Here is a 24,886-nt window from a genome sequence, read left to right as displayed (position 1 = left end):
TCGAAAGCCAAGGTCCGATTTTTAGGATCTTGGCTTTCGATGTTAAGGTCAAAATATTGCATATATATAAAAAAATAATGCGTGTTTCTACCTATCTTTGATTTGCTATTATTAGCCTAAGTTAGGTTGGGTTTTTAATTTCCATATAGATATGTATGATATCTTTTTATATTTTTCAAGATGCTGCAGCGGGAAAATGAGAGGGGGGAAATGGTAATGAACAGCAGTGGAGTTATAAAAACAGAGCAAGTTAAAGCGGCAGCGTTGGTGCGGCCGTCTGAGCGGCAGTTGGCGATACAAGAGATGGAGTTTTACGCTTTTGTACATTTTACAGTAAATACGTTTACGGACCAGGAATGGGGCAGTGGGCAGGAGCAGCCGGATATTTTTAATCCGACACAGCTGGATGCAAGGCAGTGGGTACGCGCTTGTAAGGCCGCAGGGATGAAAGGGCTGATTCTGACTTGCAAGCATCACGATGGGTTTTGTTTGTGGCCGAGTGAGTATACAGAGCATTCGGTGAAGAATAGCCCATGGAAAGATGGCAAGGGTGATGTCGTTCTTGAGGTGGCAGATGCTTGTCGTGAAAGCGGGTTGAAGTTTGGGATTTATTTATCGCCTTGGGATCGTCATGAGCCGTGTTATGGGGATTCGCCAGCTTATAATGAGTACTTCACCAATCAACTGCGCGAGCTGTTGACTAGGTATGGGGATATTTTCTGTGTGTGGTTTGATGGGGCTTGTGGTGAAGGTCCTAACGGCAAACGGCAAATATATGATTGGAATGGCTATTATGCACTGATTCGTGAATTGCAGCCAGAAGCGAGTATTTCGGTATGTGGGCCGGATGTGCGCTGGTGTGGCAATGAGGCGGGGCATTGTCGCAAGTCGGAGTGGAGCGTAGTACCTGCGCAGCTGCAGGATAAGGAGAGAATTCAGGAACATTCACAGCAGGAAGATAATGCTGAATTCGCCAAGCGTTTCACTTCAGAGGATGAAGACTTGGGTAGCCGCGACATTATCGCCAATGTATCGGAGCTTGTCTGGTATCCAGCGGAAGTGGATACGTCGATTCGTCCGGGATGGTTCTATCATGCGAGTCAAGATGATCAAGTCAAGTCGCTGGATGAGCTGCGGAATGTGTACTATGGTTCGGTCGGAGGCAATGCTACGCTCTTGCTTAATATTCCTGCCGATACGCGTGGTCTGCTCCACGAGAATGATGTGCAGCGGTTAGAGGAGCTCGGAGCTTGGATTCGCAATACGTTTGAGACGAATGTGGCACGCGATGCTGCTGCTGCGGCTAGTGAAGCGATGGCTGGATATGAAGCGGCCAATATACTGGATGGCAATCGAGATACGTTTTGGGCTCCTGAGCAAGGTACAGAGGTGGCGAGTATCACTGTCGACCTAGGAACAGAGCAAACGTTTGACCATATCGTACTGCAGGAGTATCGCTATACGCAGAGGATTGAAAGCTTCAGCTTGGAGTATTGGCAAGCCGATGCTGCTGCAACGACAGAGGATTGTACGGATACTGCTGCAGGCAGAGGGACGTGGCAGCCGATTCTGAAGGGTACCATTATCGGTCACAAGCGGATCTGCCATTTTCCAGCCATAAGCAGCAGTCGCTTGCGTCTTCAGATCACTGGCTCCCGCTGGTGGCCAAACTTGTCCACATTCGAAGTGTACAACAGTCAGGTTCAGGGTGGTGAAGGGGAATGAATAATCGAAATGCTCATCCGGAAGTGGTCACCTTCGGGGAAAGTATGGCCCTATTGATCGCCGAGGGGGGGAAAGGTCTTGAATATACATCGAATTTGACGCCTTCCTTTGGAGGAGCTGAGACGAATGTAGCGATCGGTTTGTCAAGGCTTGGACATTCCGTAGGCTGGTGCGGTCGGCTTGGAGATGATCCGTTCGGGCAGCGGATTTATAAGATGGTGCGGGGCGAAGGCGTAGATGTTACACGCGCTTCATTCACAGATGAAGCTCCAACTGGACTAATGATTCGAGAGAATGCGGCTGGAAGAAGCTCTGTCTATTATTACCGCAAGCTATCGGCGGCAAGTAAAATGACTCCTGAGCATTTGGATGAGGAATATATTGCTGGAGCAAAGATTTTACATATTACCGGGATCACACCTGCATTAAGCACATCCTGTGCGGAGACGGCGGCAGCAGCGATGGACATCGCGAAGCAGCACGGAGTCAAAGTGAGCTTCGATCCGAATCTGCGCTTGAAGCTATGGGATGTAAAAGCAGCTCAAAAGGTTCTGTTGCCATTGGCGCGAAAAGCGGATTATTTCTTGCCGGGATTAGATGAATTGAAACTGCTGTATGCGACGGAATCGATGGATGAGATCGTTGCCCAGCTCGGTGAGCTGTCCGCTGTAAGCATTATTAAAGGTGGCGAGGACAAAACCTACATTCTGGAGAACGGTAAACTGTCATCAGTTCCTTACTATAAGGTTGATCATGTAGTCGATACGGTAGGAGCTGGAGATGGCTTCTGCGCTGGATTTCTAGCTGGTTTGCTGCGGGAATATAGCCTTGAAGAGGCGGTTCGTCTCGGTAATTTGATAGGCTCGCAGGTAATCCAGACGGTTGGCGATTGGGAAGGTCTCCCTAGTGGAGCACAAATCGAGCGATTTCTAGCTGGTAAGGTGCATGTTGAGCGATAAGATGTGTTTCATTGAGAACTATTAATAGAAACGACATTCGATAAATGGGGAGGAGAACAATATGAAGAAAATGCAGATTATTCAGAAGATTATGCAGGAAGGTGTCGTTGCAGTTCTTCGCGGAGAAACGGCAGAAGAAGTTGTTGCAATGGCCGAGGAAGCGATACGCGGCGGAATTAAAGTGATAGAGATTACGATGACAGTTCCGTTTGCATTGAAAGCGATTGAGAAATTAGCTCAAACCTATAAATGGGATTCGTCGGATGAATCTACTTATGCAATTATTGGGGTAGGAACCGTGCTGGATGCTGAAACGGCACGCGCGGCGATTCTTAGCGGCGCTCAATTCGTAGTGACTCCTTTCCTTAGTGCTGAGACCGTAACCATGTGCAACCGATATCGCGTACCGGTTATGCCAGGAACGATGACGATCAAGGAAATTAATGAAGCGCTTGAGCTTGGAGCCGATATCGTCAAGCTGTTCCCAGGCAACCTGTATGAGCCATCCGTAATCAAGGCAATCAAAGGCCCATTGCCGCAGGCTAACATTATGCCAACCGGCGGTGTGTCATTGGATAACCTTGGTGAGTGGGTGAAAGCCGGAGCGGTAGCGGTAGGAATCGGCTCCGACTTGACGAATGAAGCAGTTAAGAACAAAGATTTCTCGTTGATTCAGAAGAAAGCTGCCGCATATGTAAATGCCTATCGTCAGGCAAAGGGGATATAAAATATTCGAAATGATATACGCAGATCGGACGATTCAGCATGTATGAATCGTCCGATTTTTTTGTGCGGCATGACCAGCAAATCGAGTGACAAGTATAGGTTGTTGCACGATTCGAATGGATCAGGATGTAAGCAACTGAAGCGTACGATATGTCAATAAACGACACATACATGGTCATAATCGTGCATCTATTTTTAAGTAGATTGCCGATATAATGGTGCGAAGTACGGTATAGGATAGGGGATAAGATACAAGCTATTACACATGATTCTTTGCAGAAATGAGGGTAGCTTAATGAATCATATAAACAACTATTATTTGCTTGAGCGGACAGCGGCTAGCAAATGGACGGAAGCATTTCCAATCGGTAACGGGCGCTTAGGGGGAGTTGTATATGGCGGGATACAGCGCGAGCAGATTCAATTGAATGAAGATTCGATTTGGTATGGTGGTCCAAGGGATAACGATAATAGAGGTGCGCAAGCGGCGTTGCCGGAAATTAAAAACTTGTTGCTGCAGGGCAACGTGCGCAAGGCAGAAAAGTTAGTGTTGAAGCATATGACGAACGCACCACAATATTTCCACCCTTATCAGACATTAGGCAACTTGTTCTTGGATTTTGATATGGATATAGATGTTCATTCAATTCAGGATTATTGTCGTGAGCTAGATTTGGATAATGCTTTGGTTCAGGTGAATTATGAAGTGGGACGGCAAGACGCAATTCAGTACAGCCGTGAGATATTTTCTAGTGCCGCTGATCAAGTGCTGGTCATCCGGATGACAACGACCGATGCAGCAGGCTTAACCTTTGCAGCTAAAATCGACCGGAGACCATTCACCGGTGAAATTGTTCAGACAGATGATGGACAGGCTATCGCCATGCAAGGACAATTGGGAGCAGATGGCGTACGTTATGCCGTTGTGTTGCGGGCAGTAGTTGAGGGCGGACAGTGTCAGACGGCGGGCAATTATCTTGATATTCGTCAAGTTCGTGCAGTCACGCTTATTGTAGCTGCGCAGACTTCATTTCGCTGTGCTGATGCTTATGCTGTTGCTTGGCAACAGGCAAAACAGGCAGCTCAAGTGCCCTATGAGACATTGAAGCAGCGGCACTTGGATGATTATAAGCCGCTGTTTAACCGTGTAACGTTAGATTTGGAAGCGGAGGAAGGAAGAAGCACTGAGCCACAGCTTCAGGTTCCTAGACAACAATGCTTGTCCACGTCGCAGCGACTAGAACGATATCGGCAAGGTGCCGCTGATAATGGGCTGGAGGCGCTGTTTTATCAGTATGGGCGTTATTTACTGCTTGCCAGCTCCAGACCGGGAACTCTGCCAGCTAACTTGCAAGGGATTTGGAACGATAGTTTTACTCCTCCATGGGAATCGGACTATCATCTTAACATTAACTTGCAAATGAACTACTGGCTTGCCGAGACGGGGAATTTAGCGGAATGTCACCTGCCGCTATTTGATTTTATTGAACGCTTGGTCATCAATGGACGCCAAACAGCGCGCAACATTTATGGTGCACGTGGATTTGTTGCTCACACGAGCAGCAACCTGTGGGCGGATACAGGCATTTACGGTGAATATGTGAGCGCCAATATGTGGCCGATGGGTGGAGCATGGATTGCGCTGCATATGTGGGAGCACTATTGTTATAACGGCTCACTTTCGTTTTTGCGTGAACGTGCGTATCCCGTGTTGAAAGAAGCGTCTTTATTTTTCTTAGACTTCTTAATGGAGTTGCCATCAGGACAGCTGGTGACCGTACCATCCCTATCACCAGAAAACTCGTATCGTAGTGAACAGGGTGAAGTCGGGGCACTATGCTATGGTCCATCGATGGACTCGCAAATTTTGTATGCGTTGTTTACAGCATGCATCCGTGCCGGTGAGCTATTGCAACTGGATGAAGGGCATATGGAACAAGGGGGCCAAGAGGACAAAGATTTATTGGCACAGTGGAAGCAAGTACGCAGTAAGCTGCCACAGCCGCAAATCGGCCGCCATGGACAAATTATGGAGTGGGCGGTTGATTATGAGGAAGTAGAGCTGGGGCATCGCCATATTTCTCATCTATTCGCTTTGCATCCAGGGGAACAGATCATTCCTCATCGCAGCCCTGAACTTGGACAAGCTGCTAAGTTCACGCTGCAACGACGCCTAGCCCATGGAGGCGGACATACGGGTTGGAGTCAAGCGTGGATTGCAAACTTCTGGTCAAGGCTGGATGAAGGAGAACAGGCACATCTGAGTTTACGCAATCTATTAAGCAAAGCGGTACATCCGAACTTGTTCGGCGACCATCCTCCATTCCAAATTGATGCCAACTTTGGTGGAGCAGCAGCGATGCAAGAGATGCTATTGCAGTCGCACGGGGATGAAATCCGGATACTGCCAGCTCTTCCGCCTGCATGGCGGCAGGGTCATGTTACTGGCTTACGTGCCCGCGGTGGATTTACCATTGATATGGCTTGGCAGGCAGGCAAGCTGCAGCAGGCGCAGATAACGTCTACGCTTGGTAAGCCTTGTGTTATTTATAGTATGGTTCCGCTTACTTTTTGTACTGGTAAGCCATCAATGGCGGTGGCCGTAACACAGCCCGCGCCACATACGTATCAGCTGGATATCCCGCTTGGAGCTACGGTTATAGCAAGCTTAGCGTAGGTTACTATTGAACTAATAACATAAAAAGGAAAAAGTAAAGTCAATTAAGCAAGAAAGTCAAAATTGTTCACAATCGAGCAAAATAATTGACTTACTATTGTTGGGTGCATTCACTATGATGGTTGTAGATCCAATATCGAATGATCGCATTGTTTATTGTGATGATTCCAAGTCTATGAAATCGGGAGGAATTAGAAAAAATGCAAACTATGGAGACGCGCTACGCGTATGCGCCACAATCGATCGCACGCATGACAACAGAAGAATTGCGCAAGGAGTTTCTAGTGGAGCAGGTGTTTGTTCCCGGTGAAATTCGCTTGACTTACTCGCATAATGACCGTTTGATTTTTGGTGGCGTAACACCTACGAAAGAGCAGTTGGAGATTAAGCTTAATAAAGATTTGGGTGTTGAGTATTTTCTAGAGCGTCGTGAACTAGGTGTCATTAATATAGGTGGTCCAGGGTTTATTACGATTGATGGTGTGCGTGAATCGATGAACAATCAGGATGGCTATTATATCGGCAAAGAAACGAAAGAAGTGCTGTTTGCTAGTGCAGATGCTAGTAATCCAGCGAAATTTTACATTGCTTCTAGCCCGGCTCATCACAAATATCCGAATGTACGTATTTCCATTGATAACATTAAGCCAATGGAGACAGGTGCTGACAACACAATGAACAAGCGTAAAATTTATCAGTACATTCATCCGAATGTGTGTCAGTCATGCCAGTTGCAAATGGGCTATACGCACCTAGAAGAAGGAAACGCTTGGAATACGATGCCATGCCACACGCATGAGCGACGCATGGAAGCGTATGTATACTTCGATATGGAAGGGGACAACAAGGTATTTCATTTCATGGGCAAACCTGATGAGACGAAGCATCTCGTTGTCGGCAATGAGCAAGCGGTTATCAGTCCAAGCTGGTCCATTCACACCGGTGTTGGCACTAGCAACTATACGTTTATTTGGGCAATGTGCGGCGAGAATATCACATACACCGATATGGATATGGTAGCTATGGACGATCTAAAGTAGATAGATGAATAGATAGGGTTTATAGAGAGGGGAGTATGAAGAGTTGTCACAATTTTCGGTAGATCAATTTCGCCTTGATGGCAAGGTAGCTCTCGTTACAGGTGCAGTGTATGGGATCGGATTGGAAATGGCATGCGCTATGGCGCGTGCGGGTGCAAAAATTGTATTTAATGCTCGTGAGCCAGAAACGGTAGAGATCGGTATGGCTGCTTATAAGGAAGCCGGCATTGAGGCGCATGGATATGTATGCGACGTGACCGACGAGCCAGGTGTACAAGCGATGGTGCAACAGATTGAAGCGGAAGTTGGAGTCATTGATATTCTAGTCAACAATGCTGGCATTATTAAGCGGATTCCAATGACAGAAATGACTGCGGAAGAGTTCCGTGAAGTCATTGATATTGACTTGAACGGACCATTTATTGTCTCCAAAGCGGTTATTCCAGGGATGATTAAAAAAGGCGGCGGTAAAATAATTAATATTTGCTCGATGATGAGTGAATTAGGACGGGAAACGGTGTCTGCTTATGCTGCTGCCAAAGGCGGCCTCAAGATGCTAACCCGCAATATCGCTTCTGAGTATGGCCAATATAACATCCAATGTAATGGTATCGGACCAGGCTACATTGCTACGCCACAAACAGCGCCGTTGCGTGAACTTCAAGCTGATGGCAGCCGTCATCCGTTCGATTCCTTTATTATTGCGAAGACACCTGCAGAGCGTTGGGGAGAAACTCAGGATTTAGCAGGTCCTGCGGTATTCTTAGCTTCGCCAGCTAGTGACTTTGTCAATGGACATATTTTATATGTTGACGGTGGAATCCTTGCCTATATTGGTAAGCAGCCTTAATTTTGAATAGTAAGATCAAAATAGAGACTAACAGGAGTACGTTGCTGTTAGTCTTTGTAATTTATCTGTGTACGATGTGAGTTATGAGGTTTGTTGTGCTGTGAAAACTGTTGAAGGAAGCGTGAATAATCGTGATGGAGAAAATACGTAGCATGCAGTGGAATCATCGTGACGATGTAGCGGAAGCCCTATTGACGCTAGTAGAGCCGTTAAGGTCACGGTTAGCAGAACAGCCTGGACACTTAGCATTAGGAAGCCACGGCACGGTCTATACCGAAAATCGCAGAGATGCCGAAGGATTCTTACGAATCCTGTGGGGATTGGGGCCTTTCCTCGTTCATTATGATGACGAGCAGCTTCAGCATCAATGGATGCGTGGACTAGCGGAGGGCTGCAACCCACACAGCGAGCATTATTATGGCAAGACGATGGATGGCGATCAGCTGCTGGTCGAGATGGCTTCTATCGCGACTACACTGCTGCTTGCACCACACAAAACTTGGGATACTCTTTCGAAGACAGAACAGCAGCATTTGGCAGACTGGTTATGGCAAATTAATGAACGCCGTTTGGCACCGAATAACTGGCACTTCTTTCGCATCTTAGTGAATGTGGCACTGAAGCGACTTGGCATGAAGTATTCTCAGGAGAAAATCGAAGAAGATTTTGCCCTGATTGAGTCTTGCTATGTTGGCGATGGTTGGTACTTTGACGGTGTGGATCAGCAGTTTGATTATTACATCCCATGGGCGTTCCATTATTATAGTTTAATCTACGTTACGTTTATGGCGGATGAAGATCCGGAGCGGGCAGCTAGGTTGAAAGAGCGGGCTATACTTTTTGCGCGCAGCTATCAGTATTGGTTCGATAGCAAGGGAGAGGCGATTCCTTTCGGTCGCAGTCTAGCGTATCGATTTGCGCAAGCAAGCTTCTGGAGCGCGCTTGTGCTGGCCGATGTTGAAGCGCTGCCATGGGGCGTCATTAAAGGATTGTATGCGCGCAATATGCGAAGCTGGATGAATCATGATATTTTTACGACAGATGGCGTACTAAGCGTAGGCTATCACTATCAGAACTTGGTGATGGGCGAGGGCTATAACGGTGCGGGTTCCCCGTATTGGGCGTTCAAAAGTTTCTTATTGCTTGCAGTTTCGGATGAACATCCTTATTGGCAGGCAGAGGAAGTAGAGCAAAAGGTATCACCAGGCCGACTGCCGCTGCCGAGCATGAAGGCGATGATTGAACATACGCATCATTCACAACATGTGCTTATGTATCCAGTAGGTCAATTTATTGGCTATCAGAACCATGCTTGCGCCAAGTACTCTAAATTTGCCTATTCGACTGTATTTGGCTTTAGTGTGCCGCGCAGTAATTATTACTACTATGAAGGTGCTTTTGATAGTGTGCTTGCTGTTAGTGAGGATGGCGTACATTTTCGTGATAAGCCGCTCGATTCGAGCTATGAGCTGCATGAAGATCGACTTATACATAACTGGAAGCCGCAAGTCGGAGTTACGATTCGCAGTACGATTATCCCTTGTGGTGACAGCCATGTACGCATACACGAGTTGGAAACTAGCCGTGCCTTAATTGCCTATGATGCCAGTTTCTCTGCGCCGTTCGCCACGGTTAGCAGTGACGACACAGCCGTTGTCAAGACAAGCTGGGCAAGTTACGATTCGCCTGTCGGGAGCACCATCGCCAAGGCGGTTAGAGGATTCACACAAGCGGAGATGATCCGAACCGAGCCTAACACCAATGTATTCTATGAGCGTACTCTGATGCCTGCACTGCGAGCTGAACTTCAGCCAGGGAGACATTTATTAGTTAGTGTGATGGCAGGAGTTCCTGCTGGCTGTGAGTCGCAGCTGCCTGAGGTGAGGCTGACATCGGATCGCGTAATTGTACACCATAACGAGCAGACGACAACGGTTAAGGTGAAGTAGAAGGCAAGCGAATACAACAAAAAAGTCAAAATTGTTCACATTTCACACAAATTAAGGCGTACATTCTGCGGAATGTATCCGCTATCATAAGGAATGCATTGAGTTATTTTTCTGGGAGAGGGCTGAAATGCAGATGTCTACAGAGGGAACGCAAACAACGGTCATGCAAGCAAATAAACTTTACACACAAGCAATTGAAAATATTCTAGCGAAAACGCTGAACAATATGGATAAGTTTGGAACTCAGTTTCCGCATGTTAGCCTTGATGGGAAATATCAACTGAATGATAACAACGACTGGACGAATGGCTTCTGGTCAGGAATATTGTGGTTATGCTATGAATATTCACAAGATGAACGTTATCGGCAGGCAGCAGAAGCTACAGTGGCTAGTTTCCATCAGCGGTTTGAGCAAAAAGTTGTATTGGATCATCATGATATTGGCTTCCTATTCAGCTTGTCTTCCAAAGCGCAGTGGATCATAACAGGCGATGAACGTGCTCGTGAGTTGACACTGGATGCAGCTGATCATTTATTGAAGCGTTGGCGTGATACGAGCGATGGAAGCGGATACATACAAGCTTGGGGAACGAGAGATAACGAACAAGAAGCGGGTCGTATCATTATCGACTGCTTGCTTAATCTGCCATTGTTGTATTGGGCAAGCGAACAGACTGGTGATCCGAAGTATCGAGAAATTGCAGAAATCCAAGCAGAGAAAACGCGGCGCTATATCGTTCGTGGAGATGATAGCTCATACCATACGTTCTTCTTCGATACCGAGACGGGGGTTCCAATTGGCGGCGCGACTCATCAGGGCTATAGCAACGGTTCGACGTGGACGCGGGGGCAAGCTTGGGGCGTATATGGCTTTGCACTTTCCTATCGTTATACGGGAAATGCAGCATTTTTGGAGACATCTAAGCGTATGGCGCGCTACTTCCTTGAGAATTTGCCTGAGGACAGTGTTGCTTATTGGGATTTCAATGCGCCTGTAACGGCTGATACGTATCGCGATAGTTCAGCTTCAGCGATTGTGGCTGCCGGACTGGTAGAGCTTATCTCACATTTGGATGCTGCTGACCCCGACCGTCCTTATTTCGAGAAGATGCTGACAACCAGTATGGAGTCGCTGATTACCAACTATGCTACGATTGGTGACGATGCAGCGGAAGGTTTGCTTAAGCATGGCTCGTACTATGTCCATGGTGGGTTGTCCCCTGATGATTATATGATTTGGGGCGATTATTACTACTTGGAAGCGCTCATGCGTCTTACACGCGGTATTCCTGGCTACTGGTATGAGCGTAAATAGAAATAGGAAGAGAAAGTCGATGATTTGGCTTGAACAGTAACGGAAATGATGAAGGATTGAAGGAAGGGAAGTGACGCTAACCTCATGTTCCATTTAACTTACTATAAACGAATGTTACTTTCCTTCATGCTATTTATTATCGTACCGATGGTTGCTGTATCTGCGCAATCTTTTTATCTAATTAAAGAATCGATGCTGGATAAGCTGCATGCAACGAATGAGAACATGTTGAACGTTATTGGAGCAGAATTTAGCAAAACAATCGATGATGCTACATTTGCCTCCCATTTCATTGTAAACGATGAAGGCTTCAAAACTAGCTTACGTAATTTCGCTGATGTGAAGCAATTAAATAGTTATGCTGATTATGAGAATTTCTCACAAATCAAAGCTGTATTTTCGCTTATCAATTCAAAAACGTTGAATAGGCAGACGCAGATGTACTTAATTAACCGCCAGCAGTTTATTATCCCTTCAGGAGATGATGAACCGGCGAAACTACTACCACATTTACCTGAATTGTATAGCAAAATTAATTTCCAGCAGCCAGAAAGGCTGCAGTGGTTAGGACTACTCGAGGACAAGGGAGCTAGTAAATATTATATTGCTCGTGTCATCTATGATCGCGTTAGTAAAGAGCATACGGCCGTGCTGCTGATTGGAATTGAACAGTCCTATTTCGAAAAAGCATTACAATCTGTGAAGTCATGGGATGTTGCTCTCTTGGATGAGCATGGTGACCGGATTGCTGGCTCAACACAATTGCTTGCATCCGATTCAAATAAGGTGGACGATCGAATGCGCTCGGAAGTCGTGCTGAGCAAAAACGGGTGGAAGCTTGTGTATGAGATGAGCAACAACACGTTTAGAGGCATCATTTCAAAGACGCTTTATATCGGTTCTGCTGAAGTCATGCTTTTTGTCATTATATTCTCTTTGTTTGCACTGCTGATCTCTAAACGATTGCATCGTCCAATTGAGCAATTACAGCAGGTTGCAGGACAATTTGGCAACGGTAAGCTAGATGTTAGGCTGCAAGTTAAGGGAGATGATGAGCTAGCAGCGGTTAGCAAGACGATTAACTTGATGTTGGATCAGCTGCAACAGTCCATTCATGACATGGAACGGCAACAGGAGCAGAGACGAGTGTTGGAGCTTGAGGCGCTGTTTATGCAAATTCGTCCCCACTTTCTGTTGAATACGCTTAACTCAATTAAGTGTAGCTTAATGTTGCAGAAAGATCGCCTGCATAGCGGCATGATTGACTCTTTAATGAGCCTACTGCGTGCCTATATGAATTTCAATGCACTAGCAACACTGCAAGAAGAGTGTGAGTTAATGGGTCACTACATTGATATTATGCAAATGCGCAGTGATATTCCAATCCAACTGCAAGTCGATGTAGAGCCGCAATTGCAGATGCTTAAGTTTCCAAAGTTATTACTACAACCGTTAGTTGAAAATGCAATTTTACATGGGTTTGTCGATACTGATGTAGATATAGAGGGCAATGATAGTGGGCGCCAGCAATCTCAAATTTGGATTTCCGTCTATCAGGACGCGGATACCATCGTCATTGAGGTTGCCGACAACGGAGCAGGTATGGATGAGTCTTTGTTGCATCGCCTGAATGAAAGTGTGTTACGTTGCAGTGATGAACCTGATCCTAGTTATAAGCGGGTCGGATTGGTTAATGTTGCTCAACGCTTGAAACTATCTTTTGGTTCAGAGGCTACGCTTTCTTTTGCTCCTAACAGGTATGACGGTATAACGGCACGAATGCAGATTCCAGTGACATCAAGCGGGGGGACCACCAGTGATATACAAAGTGATGCTTATTGATGATGATGTGCCAATGCTCAAGCTATTGCAGCAAATGATTGATTGGGAACAATTACAGTTGAAAGTTGTAGCTGCCACCTATTCCAGCGTAAAAGCAGTACACCTATTTCAGCAGACCGTTCCAGATATTGTGATAACAGATATTGGCTTGCCACAAAAAAATGGGATTGAGTTAGCCGAACAGTTTCGCCAACTCAAACCTGACGTGCGCGTCATTTTCTTAACCTGTCATGAAGACTTCAACTACGCGAGACAAGCACTTAAGCTTCAAGCTGACGATTATTTAATTAAAGATCAGTTAACAGAAGAGCAGTTGCAACAAAGTCTGCATAAGTCGCTGCGCTTACTGAAAAAACAATCATCGTCTGTCAGTGTACAACCTTCAAGCTACAATCAACAGTTGCTCAAACAAGGTTTACTACAGAGTGTGCTTGATCGAACGAATGTTGACGAAATCCTTAAATATGCTGCTGGCATTGGAGTAAGGTGGAACTGTCCTTGGTATATGCTCAGTCTTGTGCATGTACAATATGCTAGTTACGATGAACATTACTCACAGCAATCGTTATCGTTAATTTGCTATGCCGTCTACAATATTGCGGAAGAATTAGCACGCAAGTTTGAAGGGATCACACCATTTTTGCAGCAACAACATCTAGTCATTGTGTATAACTATCACGATAATTTAGCAGATAACACCGTGTTGCACTTCAACAGCTATTTGCAAAAATTGAAAGAACGAGTTGCCCAATATATGAAATTGCAGCTTGTAAGCGTCACGGTAAGTGATAAGCTTCAACTTAAGCAAATGGGTACTTGTTATCACTCCTTATTGCGCCACAAATATGAGTTCTATGTTGGGGAGTCGATGCAGATTGCCGATCGCCAGCAGGCGATCGGCTCAACATGGCTGCAATTGCCTGCAGGGGAGTTGGACAACTATAAAGTTGAACTGAAGCAGGCGCTAGCTATTCATGATATAGATGGTATACAACGTATTATTGGGAGTATGAAGCAACATTTTCAAGCAAGGATGATTGAACCTGCTTCATTCATGCATGAGCTGCAAGTTTGCTTACGCGAGCTGACGATTGCAGCTTCGGTTAGACTCGATGAAGCGATCTTCAATTATATAGAGCAGTCACGAACCCTTGTTGATGTGCTTGCATTAGCGGAACGCACGCTAACCGCGATGGCTATGCCTAGCGATAAACAGGGGAAACAAGGGCAAGGTACACTAGCTAATAGCTATGAACCTAAGTTACAGCAAATTCAACATTATATCGAACAAAATTTAGCTGATAGTATTACTTCCATTGATATTGCGCGCTATCTGTATTTGAATCCAAGTTACTTCTCACGCTATTTCAAACGCATGACTGGCAGCAATTTCACGGATTATGTACATCAGTATAAGATGAACATTGCTTCACAAATGTTGAAGACATCTGGGCATACGCTGGAACAGATCGCATTGACACTAGGTTACTCAGACCGTACCTATTTCTCTAAAGTGTTCAAGAAGTATATGGGCGTAACACCGAGTGAGTATAAGAACGAATGCTCGTAAATCTATCAAAAATAACGGAAGAAAGAGATGATCATCTTATGACACCACTAATGCAATTTACGATTGAAATTCACGATGCAAATCATACCGTATTGGCAGCTACTTCTGATCACGGGCAAGCCCAGCTTGTATATCATCAGCCCTATCAAGAGGGTGACCAAATTGTTGTAAAGAGCGAGCATCCCAATCAATATGTAATGTTGCAGCTTGATGATACGATGCCAGAAACGTTCGTATATTTAGCGACAACTTGCTATCGGCTTACGATTCCATTTGGAGAGAAGAAAATCTCCTATAATCCGAAATCATATAGTGGTGACATCCATGCCCTTAGTGTGCGTCTAGCGACTGAAGCGGAAATCTCCAGTTACAAAAATGTAGCGCTTAATCCGTTCGACCAACATGAGAATGACAGTTGTTATCCGCATGCGATTGCGAATGTGGAGACGCGTGGAGAGTCCGTGTTTGCCGCACGCAATGCCATTAATGGCAATTGCTTTAATGCAGGCCACGGGGCATGGCCATTTGAGTCGTGGGGCATTAACCAGCAAGATGACGCTGAAATGAGCGTGCAGTTTGGACGCACTGTAGAAATTGACTGCATTGCTCTTACGCTGCGAGCAGACTTTCCTCACGATAACTACTGGGAGCAAGTAACCGTCTGCTTTTCAAACGGTGATTGTGAGACGATTCATCTCACGAAAACGCATGCCAAGCAGGTATTTAAGCTTACGCCGCGTCAGGTAGAGTCATTGACAGTAAAGAACTTAATCAAGTCCGCTGACCCGTCGCCGTTTCCTGCACTAACGCAAATTGAAGCTTATGGCTATGAAGTAAAGTGATCGGAAAAAGATATAGAACCTAACCTGTTGCAGACAGGGAGGTCTATATCTTTTTTTTGGTGATGTTTTAAAACAATGTTGAAACTATATACCTTTTAAGGGAAGACATTTTGACGTCCCTTAATTCGCTTTTAAAGAAAATTATACATTAATCATTTTTTATACCTTTGTCTACAATAGTATGAAACTGGCAAGTGATCGCCTAAACAAACAGTGCCTGGCTCAAGCTGTTTAGCAAAAAAACGATAAAATTTGAATTGGAGTAGTCTACAGTTTTTTAGGTTCAAACATTATGAAATTGATTCAGTTTAGTATGGGCTGCCTAGTGCAGCTCTTTTTGGTTCATTATTTATTGTAGCTAGGGAAGTAATCATTACAGGGATTAGACTTCTCTATTTATATTTTTTTGGCACGAAATACAATGGCTAAGAACGATAACCCCAGAAGCCTGTGCTCGAAATCAAACTATTGACACAAAAGTGTATTACACGTATAGTACACGCATAAGATGTATGAACCACTTAGTACACACACTTACCGTATGGAGTTGGTTGCATGACAGAAGAACAAAAATTAGGTGTCAGCTTTAATGTTCGAGAACCGGTATATATTCAAGTTGTCCGCTACTTTAAGGAACAGATTGCTACAGGGCAAATCGGAGCGGGAGACAAAATTCCTTCACGGCGTGAACTGGCATCAGTAATGAAGATTAATGCGAACACGGCGCAGAAGGCATATAAGGAGATGGAGGAACAGGGTTTGATCGTAACAGAAGGAAATTCACCGAGTCGAATTACACAGGATCAGCAAATACTAAGCTCGATTCGTGCTGAATTAATCGAAAGTGCAGTGGATATATTCATCAGTTCCATTCGGAATATTCAAATTCCAGTTGAAGAACTAGTAGATATCATAAAGACAAAATATACATCCGAGCGAAAGTTATCCCCAGAGGGTGGTGACACAAAATGATCCAAGTGAATCAGATGGTGAAGAATTATGGATTTAAGAAGGTACTTAATGGCGTTAGCTTCACTGCTGCCAGGGGAGAGATTACCTGCCTGATCGGAATCAATGGTGCCGGGAAGTCAACGGTGCTGAAGTCCATCATGGGACTGACACCATACAAAGGTGAAGTCTTAATCGATAATGTATCACTAACACCTGTGATGTATGAGAAAATTACTTTCATTCCAGATTCGTTAACGATGCCCTCCAATATGCGAATTGCTGATTGCTTGAGCTTTATGACTGACTTTTATCGGAATTGGAACGCTGAACGTGCAAAGGAATTGCTTAAGTTCTTCCAACTGAGCTCTTCGGATCGCGTATCCTCATTGTCGAAGGGAATGGCTGCGAAGTTAAATTTGTTGCTCGGACTTGCCTTGGATTGTGATTACATCCTAATGGACGAACCGTTCTTGGGGATTGATATGTTCAGCCGCGAGCAAATTGCTGATGTGTTCACGAGTGAATTGATCGAGGATCGTGGTGTGATTATTACAACTCATGAAATTAACGATATTGAGTATTTAATTGATAAAGCGGTCTTGCTACAGCACGGGAAGGTAGAACGTGAATTCTACTGTGAAGAAGTTCGCGAGCAGGAAGGTAAGTCCATTACGGACGTAATGAGAGAGGTGTACATAAAATGAGAGCTTTTGTGAAGCTATTGAATTTTGAAATGAACCGATTTGCCAAAATATATATTGGACTCATGGTGCTGACAGCCGCCTTGCAACTTGCAGCAGTCGCCATCGGTGCTAATCATTGGCTGGATTCTGCGAATGAGGCAATGAGAGTGAATCAATGGACCCTTGAGCAATATCACAATGTGACTGGATATATTCAGCTAAACAGTACGGTGTATGATCACTATAATAAACTTCTATATTTCGGACCCATATTTTTGAGCATAACAGTGCTGCTAATATATAGCTGCTTCATCTGGTACCGTGACTGGAGAGGTAAAAATACGGTAGTATATCGCCTGCTCACGTTGCCGTCCAATCGGGCGAATTTGTATTTTGCCAAGCTGGTTACGATCTTGCTTTTCGCCTTTGGATTTGTCGCCCTGCAAATTGTCCTTGTTCCACTGGAGAATTTGATAGCACAGTCGATTCTTCCTGCTGAATTATATCGAAACATCTCGGTATTTGATTATTTGAAGCATCCTACTGTGCTTAAAGTTCTGATTCCGCCCTACTTTTCTGAGTTTGTACTATACTATGGACTGGTCATTACGGGCTTGATCGTCTTGTTCACAGCGATTCTAATGGAGCGGAGCTACAGACTGAAAGGGATCGGCTTTATCGTACTATACTTTGCGGTTCTAGCTGGATTAGCCTCAATACCCTATTTTATGGGTTATAGCAGATACGATAGCTACTTCTATCCAGGAGAAATCATAGGCACTTGTCTCGGATTAATAGTGATCATTGCTGGAGGTTCGCTTTGGTACAGCTTGTATCTATTGCGTAAGAAAATATCGGTATAATTGAAGGGTTATGGAGGTTAAGGTATGAGAAAATATATGGTTAACGCCATTCTTGTAGTGTTCGCGGTTATTACAATCGGGACGTATTATGTACAAGCTTCACAAAAGACACCACCTAATTATAAGCTGACGATGGTTCAAGGGGATGCTTCTCTCGTTGAAGGTATAGCTTTATACGGAAATTACATGAGTAAGGATAGTGTTTTTGGCATCGAACGAGCTTATATCACTACAAATGGTACAGATTATCCACATGAAAATTTAACGATAAGCCAAAGCTTAAACCGAAGACCAGTGAAAACGCAATTGGATAAATGGGTGGATCAGCATCGTCAGTTCATGCGTGGGAAGAACAACTTAGCTGGGTTCTATGAAAATCAGGACATACTTGCTTATGTGAATTGGACCATAGATAAGCAGCAATCCAATGATCCATCAGCGAAGAAGAATGCAGAGGTCAGTATTTCTGTGCTTAACAAGCAGAAGGACAATACACAGGAAATCAGATCCGATATCAATGTAGATCATGATGTTTCAGATATCTTTGTAGAAAATGTACAGCTTGTTGATCAACAGCTTGTTGCAATTGTGTCTTTGAATCACAGTGCCAAAGGTTATGTATCTGAACCGCAGATTATCCGTGTTAATCTAGCAACAAAGGAGATTACGAATGAGCCGCTCGCATTACTAGGAGCTAAATCTGTAGCAGCAAATGGGGATAATCAAATCGTAAGGTTAGCTAATCAAAATTTGGATCACACGGATCAATGGATTTTAAGTGTTAGTAAAGATAATCATAAAAAGGCATATCAAGTGGATGTTAAAACAGGACAAATCTCGCCGCTCACGTTCAAAGGGCATGAAATGTTATTGAATAATAATATTATGTATGCCTATGGACAGAAAATTTATTTCCTGCAAAAAGCTGCATCGAGTAAGAAAAATATAGGATTCACTGTTATTTCTTACGATCTCGTGAGTAAAGAATATGAGACTACTCTGAAGAATACAAATATAGATTTAAGTGAAAACATTACCTATGATTTTAAACAAGACTATCTCTATATTGTGGGTCATAAGAATTTTAAAGGTAATCGTCTATATGTATTCAATTTGAAAAGCGGTAACCTTGAATACGAAGGAAAAGCAGTATCAACAGAGGCTGCAAATCAGGCCGAAGATGAAGCTAACATGGATTTGAATTTTATCGATCTCGGCCAGTTAGAATAGAAAAATAGAGATAAAGAGATATAAAAAGGCAACAAAGGCCGAGCTAATGACTTCTAATAGTCAATTAGCTCGGCCTTTTAGTTGAAAACTAGAATACAAAAATGATGTGGAAACTTAAGAATTATCGGGTACGGACGGTTACCTATCCGACATGGAAAAAGGAGTACCTCCCCAAATCTCGAATAGTTTAAGCGACTAAACCAACCAAAAGAGAAATGAACCGAGGTGAACTCCTATGCCATATATTCGACACGAGCCTTGGAAGAGGTGAGCCAACATATATCAAAGCTCGCATTAGAAGAAGGATCAGTAGTCTACAGTTTTCTAGGTTCAAACATTATGAAATTGATTCGTATATATGTTTTTTCAGCCATTGTCTGAAAACCTGCAACTGTTCCTCAGTATGGAAATAGTGTTCTCCATTCTCCATTACTTGCAAATTACAGTTAAAACGTTTATTAAATTCAGATACAACGTCAAACTCACATACGTTATCCTCTGAACCATAGAGAATGGAAGTTGGAATATTCCAAGCAACAATAGGATGTTCTTTCACATAACAGTAGTAGTCCCAGTAGAGAGTTTGTCCAATAGGTGTAGCAATTTCTTTCTCTATTTTTAATCTACTCTCACTTACGTTAAACCAAGTCATCATATTATTTATAATACGTTCCATATTTACCACAGGAGAGAGAAACAAGCACTGCTTCAACGGCTCATGGCTATATGCTAATAGACTAAAATACGCTCCCATGCTACAAGCAAAAAGGCTTATATGATTTGATAACGATTTTGCATAGGTCATAATTGTATTGAGGTCTTGAACACAGTTCTGAACGTTGCAAAGATAAGGTTCATCCTTACGATCACCATGTTGAGGTAAATCAAAACTAAGTACTTGATAACCTGCTGCTGTTGCTTCTTCTGCAAATACAATAATCGAGTCATCTGCCTTGTTTGACATGTTACCATGCACCACCACAAATAACTTATCTGATTTGTCACCCCACAAAATCGCTGGAATATTTTCTATTTTCAAATTATTTTTTATCATTATAATTTATCCTCCATGATATTAAATCATTGCTGATTTATTTAGTTGCAACACCATTAAACTAATTAGTTTTGAATGAAGTCAAAGGAATACATTTTCCATATAATACCTCCAAACCTATATATATGGCTTAATTATACTATGTGTTTTCTATTAATATATTAATTTTCAACATCTATTTAAACGTAGCCATTTTTTTAAGCAAAGGTCAAAATTTTACCCGTGGAAGGTCATAATCCGTCCTTGGGTCTCTCCTTCTCGCTGAGTATGATGGAATCAACAATCAGTTATTTGGAAGGAGCGTATTTCAAATGGTCGAGCAGAACCAGAACAAACAAGGCAGAGGGCGCCTCACCATCCCTACCGACCTTGATGTCGTAGGTGAAACGCTGAAAACGATGGAGTTGTGGGGCGCTGATGCTGTGCGCGATGCAGACGGCACCACTTTTCCGCAAGAGCTAGCTGAATGTGGAGCGAAAGTATACGCTACTTACTATACAACCCGTAAAGACAACAATTGGGCGAAAGCAAACCCTGACGAAGTGCAGCAATGCTATATTTCAACGAAATTTGTTCCTGCCACAGGCGCTGAACTTTCCATTCGTTTATTAGAAGGGATTAGCGAAGACTTATTGCAAGTCAACAACCGCGATGATATTTACCGTTGGTGGGAAGTTATCGATCGTACCACTGGCGAGGTCGTACCTACGAATCACTGGCGCTATGATGAAGCTAGCGGCTGTGTAATTATTAATAATACGATACCTTATCATGAGTATAGCGTGAGCTTCTTAACCTATCTGATTTGGGATCCTGTTCATATGTACAATGCTGTCGTTAATGATTGGAAGGATTTCGAACGACAAATTACGTTTGACGTACGTCAGCCTAAGACACGGGAATACTCCAAAGGCAGACTTCGTGAATTTTTGCGGGACAAGCCTTATGTAAATGTAGTACGGTTCACGACGTTCTTCCATCAGTTCACGCTTATCTTCGATGAACTGCGTCGGGAGAAATATGTGGACTGGTACGGCTATTCCGCTAGCGTCAGCCCTTATATTCTCGAACAGTTCGAGCGTGAAGTTGGCTATAAGTTCCGTCCGGAATATATTATTGACGAAGGGTACTACAACAACCAGTATCGGATTCCGTCCCAACAATACTTGGACTTTATGGCCTTCCAACGGCGCGAAGTGGCGGGGCTAGCTAAAGAGCTCGTTGATATTACCCACGAAGAAGGTCGCGAAGCGATGATGTTCTTAGGGGACCACTTTATTGGTACTGAGCCTTATATGGATGAGTTTAAAACCATCGGGCTGGATGCAGTCGTCGGCAGCGTCGGCAATGGTTCAACACTGCGTCTAATTAGCGACATTCCTGGAGTGAAATATACAGAAGGGCGCTTCCTGCCATACTTCTTCCCGGATACGTTCCATCCTGGCGGAAATCCAACGGCAGAAGCTCAAGAGAACTGGTTAACGGCAAGACGAGCTATTTTGCGTAAGCCTGTAGATCGCATTGGCTATGGCGGATACTTGAAGCTGGCGCTGGACTTCCCAGACTTTGTGGATTATGTAACAGAAGTTGCCGATGAATTCCGCGATTTATATGAGAAGGCACGCACGAAGCCGATGTGCTTAGCTAAAGTTGCTGTACTGAACTGCTGGGGGAAAATGCGCTCTTGGGGCTGCCATATGGTGCATCATGCGCTGTACCAGAAACAAAACTACAGCTACGCGGGCATTATTGAGATTTTGAGCGGAGCTCCTTTTGATGTATCGTTCATTAGCTTTGACGACATTCGTGAGCAGCCGCAGCTGCTAAAAGATATCGATGTCATTATTAATGTCGGTGACGCTGACACCGCGCATACCGGCGGTGACAACTGGAAAGACCCGTATATTGTTGAGCAAATCCGTGCATTTATTGCTGGCGGAGGCGGCTTTATCGGGGTAGGTGAACCTTCTGCGGTTCAACATCAAGGTCGTTTCTTCCAGCTGGGCGATGCTCTTGGCGTAGAGCTGGAGCGCGGCTTTACCCTCGGCTACGATAAATATAATTGGGACGAAAAGCCGTCTCACTTTATTACCGCCGATATGAATGGTGACATTAACTTCGGTGAAGGCAAGAAAAATGTATACGCAACGAGCGCTGATATTTTAGCTTGCAAGGATAAAGAAGTGCAGTTTGCAGTCAATAACTACTTCGGCGGTCGATCTGTCTATATCGGTGGACTGCCGTATAGTGCGGAGAACGCCCGCTTGCTGCATCGTGCAATATTATGGTCATGCAGCAAGGATCACGAATTGCACAATTGGTTTAGTTCGGATGCCCATACGGAAATCCATGTCTACCCAGAAACAGGTACGTATTGCGTTGTCAATAACACGGCAGAGCCGCGCAACACGACTGTGTACGCGAATGGCAAGAGCTTCGAATTGGAGCTCAAGGGCGGCGAATTGCGTTGGTTTGAAATGTAAGTTTACGTTGTATTACAATTGAATAACAATTAGATTAGGTTGGGCAATTAGTGAGATAATTGTTCCAGCCTAATCCTGTTTTTGGCTGACATCATCATCACCTATTGCTACATTCATTACAGCCACTCCATTAATAATCAGATCGTTTGATTCTGTAATATTTTTATGAAGTCTATAATTTTGAAAATGCGAATTCATCGAAAGAAAGGGATGGACATGATGGAAGGTAGGAGTGAAGAGCGCGATAGATATATGGAAGCCTATCATATATGCGACAATGTAAAGTTATATAGTAAATATTCGCGAAACAGCACGCCGAGCGTCATTTTTATCGCCGGATTAGGTGATAGCAGTGAGACATGGGAGATCGTGCAGAACCGAATATCAGAAGCAGCGTCGACCTTTTCTTATGACAGAGCAGGTATTGGCAGAAGCCAATCCGCATCAGGAACGCGAACATGTCGTTGTTTAGTCGAAGAACTTTCCGAATTGCTGCAAGTGCTTAACGTAGAACCTCCATATGTATTGGTGGGGCATTCCTTCGGCGGCTTAGTTGCTAGATTATATGCTGGCCTTTATCCGCAAGACATATGTGGACTCGTGCTGGTAGATGCAGCCCCTGAATACAAAGAGTTGGCATACGAAAAGGTGCTTCCGAAAGAACGGATTGCAGAAAATAGGGAATATCTGATGAACCCATTGCAGAATAGTGAGCGAATCGACAAGATACGAAGCTATGGGCAAATTGCCGAACGTGTACAACTATTTGACATTCCACTCTCTATTATCATAAGAGGGTTGCCCGATGAATACCATGAAGGTTGGCCTCACATGGAAATATTAGAAGTGGAACAAAAGCTGCAATCCGAGTTTCGGCGATTGTCGACGACAAGCAGGATTCGAATAGCCAATCAGAGCGGACATTACATTCATCATGATGAACCTGAGATCGTAGTAGAGGAAATCATGAATATGCTAGAGGAGAGTAGAAGTTAAGCAATTCTCTCAAATCCCCGTAGAATGGGTATGGACGAGCCACTCTACGGGGATTTTTATGTACATAAATTATAAAAATGGCACAGAATGCGACCCCAATATCACAACTCTATGCAATATCGAATTTCTTCTGCTTTCTGCTCAAATCCGAGCGACTCATACAATTGCAATGCTGTTCGATTATCGGTTAATACCTCAAGGTTCGCACGTGGTATGCCATGAGACTTCGCATATTGGAGCGCTTGAGCAAGCAGGAACTTCGCAAGGCCCTGTCCACGCCATTGCTCGCGAACGAATACATTTTCGATTTGGGCATAATCGTCTTCTTTCCACGTCAATAGACCGGCGACGACGGTATCCCCTTGGCGGACAACCATTGAATTCCAGAGCGGATACTGCCTGTATTCATTAAGTCTTTCCAATCCAAGCGGATTATCTGGCCAAATTTCTGTGTCGATATCCAGATAGGCATGAGCTTCTTCATCCGTATCCAAATTCCAATGAGAAAATTGATAACCTTCAGGCAATTGCAATTCTGGGATAGGTGCTTCTATCATTCTTTTCATACGATATAGACTAATCAGATGACGGAAACCACGCTGCAGGAAGAATTGACTGTTCACCTCTTCAGTTGAATCATTACCAACACAGAGTCTCGTTCCGTATTCGGCAGGAAGTGTTGCCTTCAATTCAACGGCTCTTGCGTACAGCAGCTCATAAATGCGGGCAAGTAATACATAGTCATGCTCACGTTCTGGGATCGCTTTGATATTAACGTAAATGGCATGCTTGTTCTCTTGAGCGCGACCGGGCGGTACAATATTAATGATGCCGACTTGCCCCTTGGCAACCATCTTGCCATGCTCAAAGGCACAATAGACGTTGCTCCAATTCGCTTCTTCACCAACCCACCAAAATATCGCGTTCGGACGCGACGTAACGGATTGATATAACTCCCCTAATAATGGCATGTCCTCTTGCTGGAAATGACGAATCTGCAATTCAGTCGTAGTATGCTCCATTCGATACCTCTCTCTGTAAGTAGTAATTTTTGTGCTGGCAGGTTGTTCTGCTCCTTTTCCACTATAGTATACAAAAACTGGGTTGACAATATATTCCTCGATTGTGTAT

General features: G+C 44.2%; 19 protein-coding genes. 17 read left to right on the top strand and 2 right to left on the bottom strand.

The window, feature by feature from the left end; all coding sequences use genetic code 11:
* Positions 1 to 210: 210 nt before the first annotated feature.
* The 15 genes from M3661_RS14785 (at position 211) to M3661_RS14715 (ending at position 19,222) form a co-directional block, all read left to right on the top strand.
* Positions 211 to 1,725: an alpha-L-fucosidase gene (locus tag M3661_RS14785; protein ID WP_251486328.1), complete on the top strand. Its 1,515-nt coding sequence runs from the start codon at positions 211 to 213 to the stop codon at positions 1,723 to 1,725.
* Positions 1,722 to 2,684, top strand: coding sequence for a sugar kinase (locus M3661_RS14780; RefSeq protein WP_251486325.1), 963 nt, complete (start codon positions 1,722 to 1,724; stop codon positions 2,682 to 2,684). The genes M3661_RS14785 and M3661_RS14780 overlap by 4 nt, the downstream gene beginning before the upstream one ends.
* A gap of 61 nt (positions 2,685 to 2,745) precedes the next feature.
* Positions 2,746 to 3,411, top strand: coding sequence for a bifunctional 2-keto-4-hydroxyglutarate aldolase/2-keto-3-deoxy-6-phosphogluconate aldolase (locus M3661_RS14775; RefSeq protein WP_251486322.1), 666 nt, complete (start codon positions 2,746 to 2,748; stop codon positions 3,409 to 3,411).
* Positions 3,412 to 3,705: 294 nt separating this feature from the next.
* Positions 3,706 to 6,087 carry a glycoside hydrolase family 95 protein gene (locus M3661_RS14770; RefSeq protein ID WP_251486320.1) on the top strand — a complete coding sequence of 794 codons (2,382 nt, stop codon included), beginning with the start codon at positions 3,706 to 3,708 and terminating at the stop codon, positions 6,085 to 6,087.
* 209 nt (positions 6,088 to 6,296) lie between these two features.
* Positions 6,297 to 7,127: a 5-dehydro-4-deoxy-D-glucuronate isomerase gene (gene kduI / locus M3661_RS14765; RefSeq protein ID WP_094183182.1), complete on the top strand. Its 831-nt coding sequence runs from the start codon at positions 6,297 to 6,299 to the stop codon at positions 7,125 to 7,127.
* Between the two features lie 43 nt (positions 7,128 to 7,170).
* Positions 7,171 to 7,977 (top strand): gluconate 5-dehydrogenase, encoded by an 807-nt coding sequence (locus M3661_RS14760; protein ID WP_021254845.1) that lies wholly within the window; start codon positions 7,171 to 7,173, stop codon positions 7,975 to 7,977.
* A gap of 152 nt (positions 7,978 to 8,129) precedes the next feature.
* The gene (locus M3661_RS14755) at positions 8,130 to 9,926 is read left to right on the top strand and encodes a DUF2264 domain-containing protein (RefSeq protein WP_251486317.1); all 1,797 of its coding nucleotides are present in this window, start codon (positions 8,130 to 8,132) and stop codon (positions 9,924 to 9,926) included.
* Between the two features lie 127 nt (positions 9,927 to 10,053).
* Positions 10,054 to 11,241, top strand: coding sequence for a glycoside hydrolase family 88 protein (locus M3661_RS14750; protein WP_251486314.1), 1,188 nt, complete (start codon positions 10,054 to 10,056; stop codon positions 11,239 to 11,241).
* A gap of 84 nt (positions 11,242 to 11,325) precedes the next feature.
* Complete coding sequence (locus M3661_RS14745; protein ID WP_251486311.1) at positions 11,326 to 13,083, top strand: sensor histidine kinase; 1,758 nt, start codon at positions 11,326 to 11,328, stop codon at positions 13,081 to 13,083.
* Complete coding sequence (locus M3661_RS14740) at positions 13,058 to 14,653, top strand: response regulator transcription factor (RefSeq protein WP_251486308.1); 1,596 nt, start codon at positions 13,058 to 13,060, stop codon at positions 14,651 to 14,653. Before M3661_RS14745 ends, M3661_RS14740 begins: the two co-directional genes overlap by 26 nt.
* Before the next feature lie 38 nt (positions 14,654 to 14,691).
* Positions 14,692 to 15,495: a carbohydrate-binding protein gene (locus M3661_RS14735; protein ID WP_251486306.1), complete on the top strand. Its 804-nt coding sequence runs from the start codon at positions 14,692 to 14,694 to the stop codon at positions 15,493 to 15,495.
* A 555-nt stretch (positions 15,496 to 16,050) separates the two neighbouring features.
* A complete protein-coding gene (locus tag M3661_RS14730) occupies positions 16,051 to 16,467 on the top strand; it encodes a GntR family transcriptional regulator (RefSeq protein ID WP_021254851.1) in 417 nt (138 codons plus the stop codon).
* The gene (locus M3661_RS14725; RefSeq protein ID WP_251486303.1) at positions 16,464 to 17,150 is read left to right on the top strand and encodes an ATP-binding cassette domain-containing protein; all 687 of its coding nucleotides are present in this window, start codon (positions 16,464 to 16,466) and stop codon (positions 17,148 to 17,150) included. Before M3661_RS14730 ends, M3661_RS14725 begins: the two co-directional genes overlap by 4 nt.
* Complete coding sequence (locus tag M3661_RS14720) at positions 17,147 to 17,992, top strand: hypothetical protein (RefSeq protein WP_251486301.1); 846 nt, start codon at positions 17,147 to 17,149, stop codon at positions 17,990 to 17,992. Before M3661_RS14725 ends, M3661_RS14720 begins: the two co-directional genes overlap by 4 nt.
* Before the next feature lie 24 nt (positions 17,993 to 18,016).
* Positions 18,017 to 19,222 (top strand): hypothetical protein, encoded by a 1,206-nt coding sequence (locus M3661_RS14715; protein WP_251486298.1) that lies wholly within the window; start codon positions 18,017 to 18,019, stop codon positions 19,220 to 19,222.
* A gap of 337 nt (positions 19,223 to 19,559) precedes the next feature.
* On the opposite strand, the gene M3661_RS14710 is transcribed toward M3661_RS14715, so the two are convergent.
* Positions 19,560 to 20,276: an alpha/beta hydrolase gene (locus M3661_RS14710; RefSeq protein WP_251486295.1), complete on the bottom strand. Its 717-nt coding sequence runs from the start codon at positions 20,274 to 20,276 to the stop codon at positions 19,560 to 19,562.
* Positions 20,277 to 20,587: 311 nt separating this feature from the next.
* Here M3661_RS14710 and gnpA point away from each other — a divergent pair, with 311 nt between their 5' ends.
* Positions 20,588 to 22,759: a 1,3-beta-galactosyl-N-acetylhexosamine phosphorylase gene (gnpA, locus tag M3661_RS14705; protein ID WP_251486292.1), complete on the top strand. Its 2,172-nt coding sequence runs from the start codon at positions 20,588 to 20,590 to the stop codon at positions 22,757 to 22,759.
* 252 nt (positions 22,760 to 23,011) lie between these two features.
* Positions 23,012 to 23,755: an alpha/beta fold hydrolase gene (locus M3661_RS14700; RefSeq protein WP_397376523.1), complete on the top strand. Its 744-nt coding sequence runs from the start codon at positions 23,012 to 23,014 to the stop codon at positions 23,753 to 23,755.
* A 101-nt stretch (positions 23,756 to 23,856) separates the two neighbouring features.
* Here M3661_RS14700 and M3661_RS14695 read toward each other — a convergent pair whose 3' ends face one another.
* On the bottom strand, positions 23,857 to 24,777 hold the full coding sequence (locus M3661_RS14695) for a GNAT family N-acetyltransferase (protein ID WP_251486288.1): 921 nt from the start codon (positions 24,775 to 24,777) through the stop codon (positions 23,857 to 23,859).
* Positions 24,778 to 24,886: the final 109 nt, after the last annotated feature.

It is taken from the genome of Paenibacillus sp. MER 180 (genome assembly GCF_023713665.1).
GTDB lineage: Bacteria > Bacillota > Bacilli > Paenibacillales > Paenibacillaceae > Paenibacillus_B > Paenibacillus_B suaedae.
This window is presented reverse-complemented; position numbering and strand designations above follow the sequence as displayed.

Excerpts from the sequence above, each read along its gene's own strand:
- M3661_RS14770 (WP_251486320.1), top strand. The coding sequence starts at position 3,706 with ATGAATCATATAAACAACTATTATTTGCTTGAGCGGACAGCGGCTAGC.
- M3661_RS14735 (WP_251486306.1), top strand. The coding sequence starts at position 14,692 with ATGACACCACTAATGCAATTTACGATTGAAATTCACGATGCAAATCAT.
- M3661_RS14695 (WP_251486288.1), bottom strand. The coding sequence starts at position 24,777 with ATGGAGCATACTACGACTGAATTGCAGATTCGTCATTTCCAGCAAGAG.
- M3661_RS14750 (WP_251486314.1), top strand. The coding sequence starts at position 10,054 with ATGCAGATGTCTACAGAGGGAACGCAAACAACGGTCATGCAAGCAAAT.
- kduI (WP_094183182.1), top strand. The coding sequence starts at position 6,297 with ATGGAGACGCGCTACGCGTATGCGCCACAATCGATCGCACGCATGACA.
- M3661_RS14720 (WP_251486301.1), top strand. The coding sequence starts at position 17,147 with ATGAGAGCTTTTGTGAAGCTATTGAATTTTGAAATGAACCGATTTGCC.
- M3661_RS14785 (WP_251486328.1), top strand. The coding sequence starts at position 211 with ATGGTAATGAACAGCAGTGGAGTTATAAAAACAGAGCAAGTTAAAGCG.
- M3661_RS14725 (WP_251486303.1), top strand. The coding sequence starts at position 16,464 with ATGATCCAAGTGAATCAGATGGTGAAGAATTATGGATTTAAGAAGGTA.
- M3661_RS14710 (WP_251486295.1), bottom strand. The coding sequence starts at position 20,276 with ATGATAAAAAATAATTTGAAAATAGAAAATATTCCAGCGATTTTGTGG.
- M3661_RS14775 (WP_251486322.1), top strand. The coding sequence starts at position 2,746 with ATGAAGAAAATGCAGATTATTCAGAAGATTATGCAGGAAGGTGTCGTT.
- M3661_RS14755 (WP_251486317.1), top strand. The coding sequence starts at position 8,130 with ATGCAGTGGAATCATCGTGACGATGTAGCGGAAGCCCTATTGACGCTA.
- M3661_RS14730 (WP_021254851.1), top strand. The coding sequence starts at position 16,051 with ATGACAGAAGAACAAAAATTAGGTGTCAGCTTTAATGTTCGAGAACCG.
- gnpA (WP_251486292.1), top strand. The coding sequence starts at position 20,588 with ATGGTCGAGCAGAACCAGAACAAACAAGGCAGAGGGCGCCTCACCATC.
- M3661_RS14780 (WP_251486325.1), top strand. The coding sequence starts at position 1,722 with ATGAATAATCGAAATGCTCATCCGGAAGTGGTCACCTTCGGGGAAAGT.
- M3661_RS14715 (WP_251486298.1), top strand. The coding sequence starts at position 18,017 with ATGAGAAAATATATGGTTAACGCCATTCTTGTAGTGTTCGCGGTTATT.
- M3661_RS14745 (WP_251486311.1), top strand. The coding sequence starts at position 11,326 with ATGTTCCATTTAACTTACTATAAACGAATGTTACTTTCCTTCATGCTA.
- M3661_RS14700 (WP_397376523.1), top strand. The coding sequence starts at position 23,012 with ATGGAAGCCTATCATATATGCGACAATGTAAAGTTATATAGTAAATAT.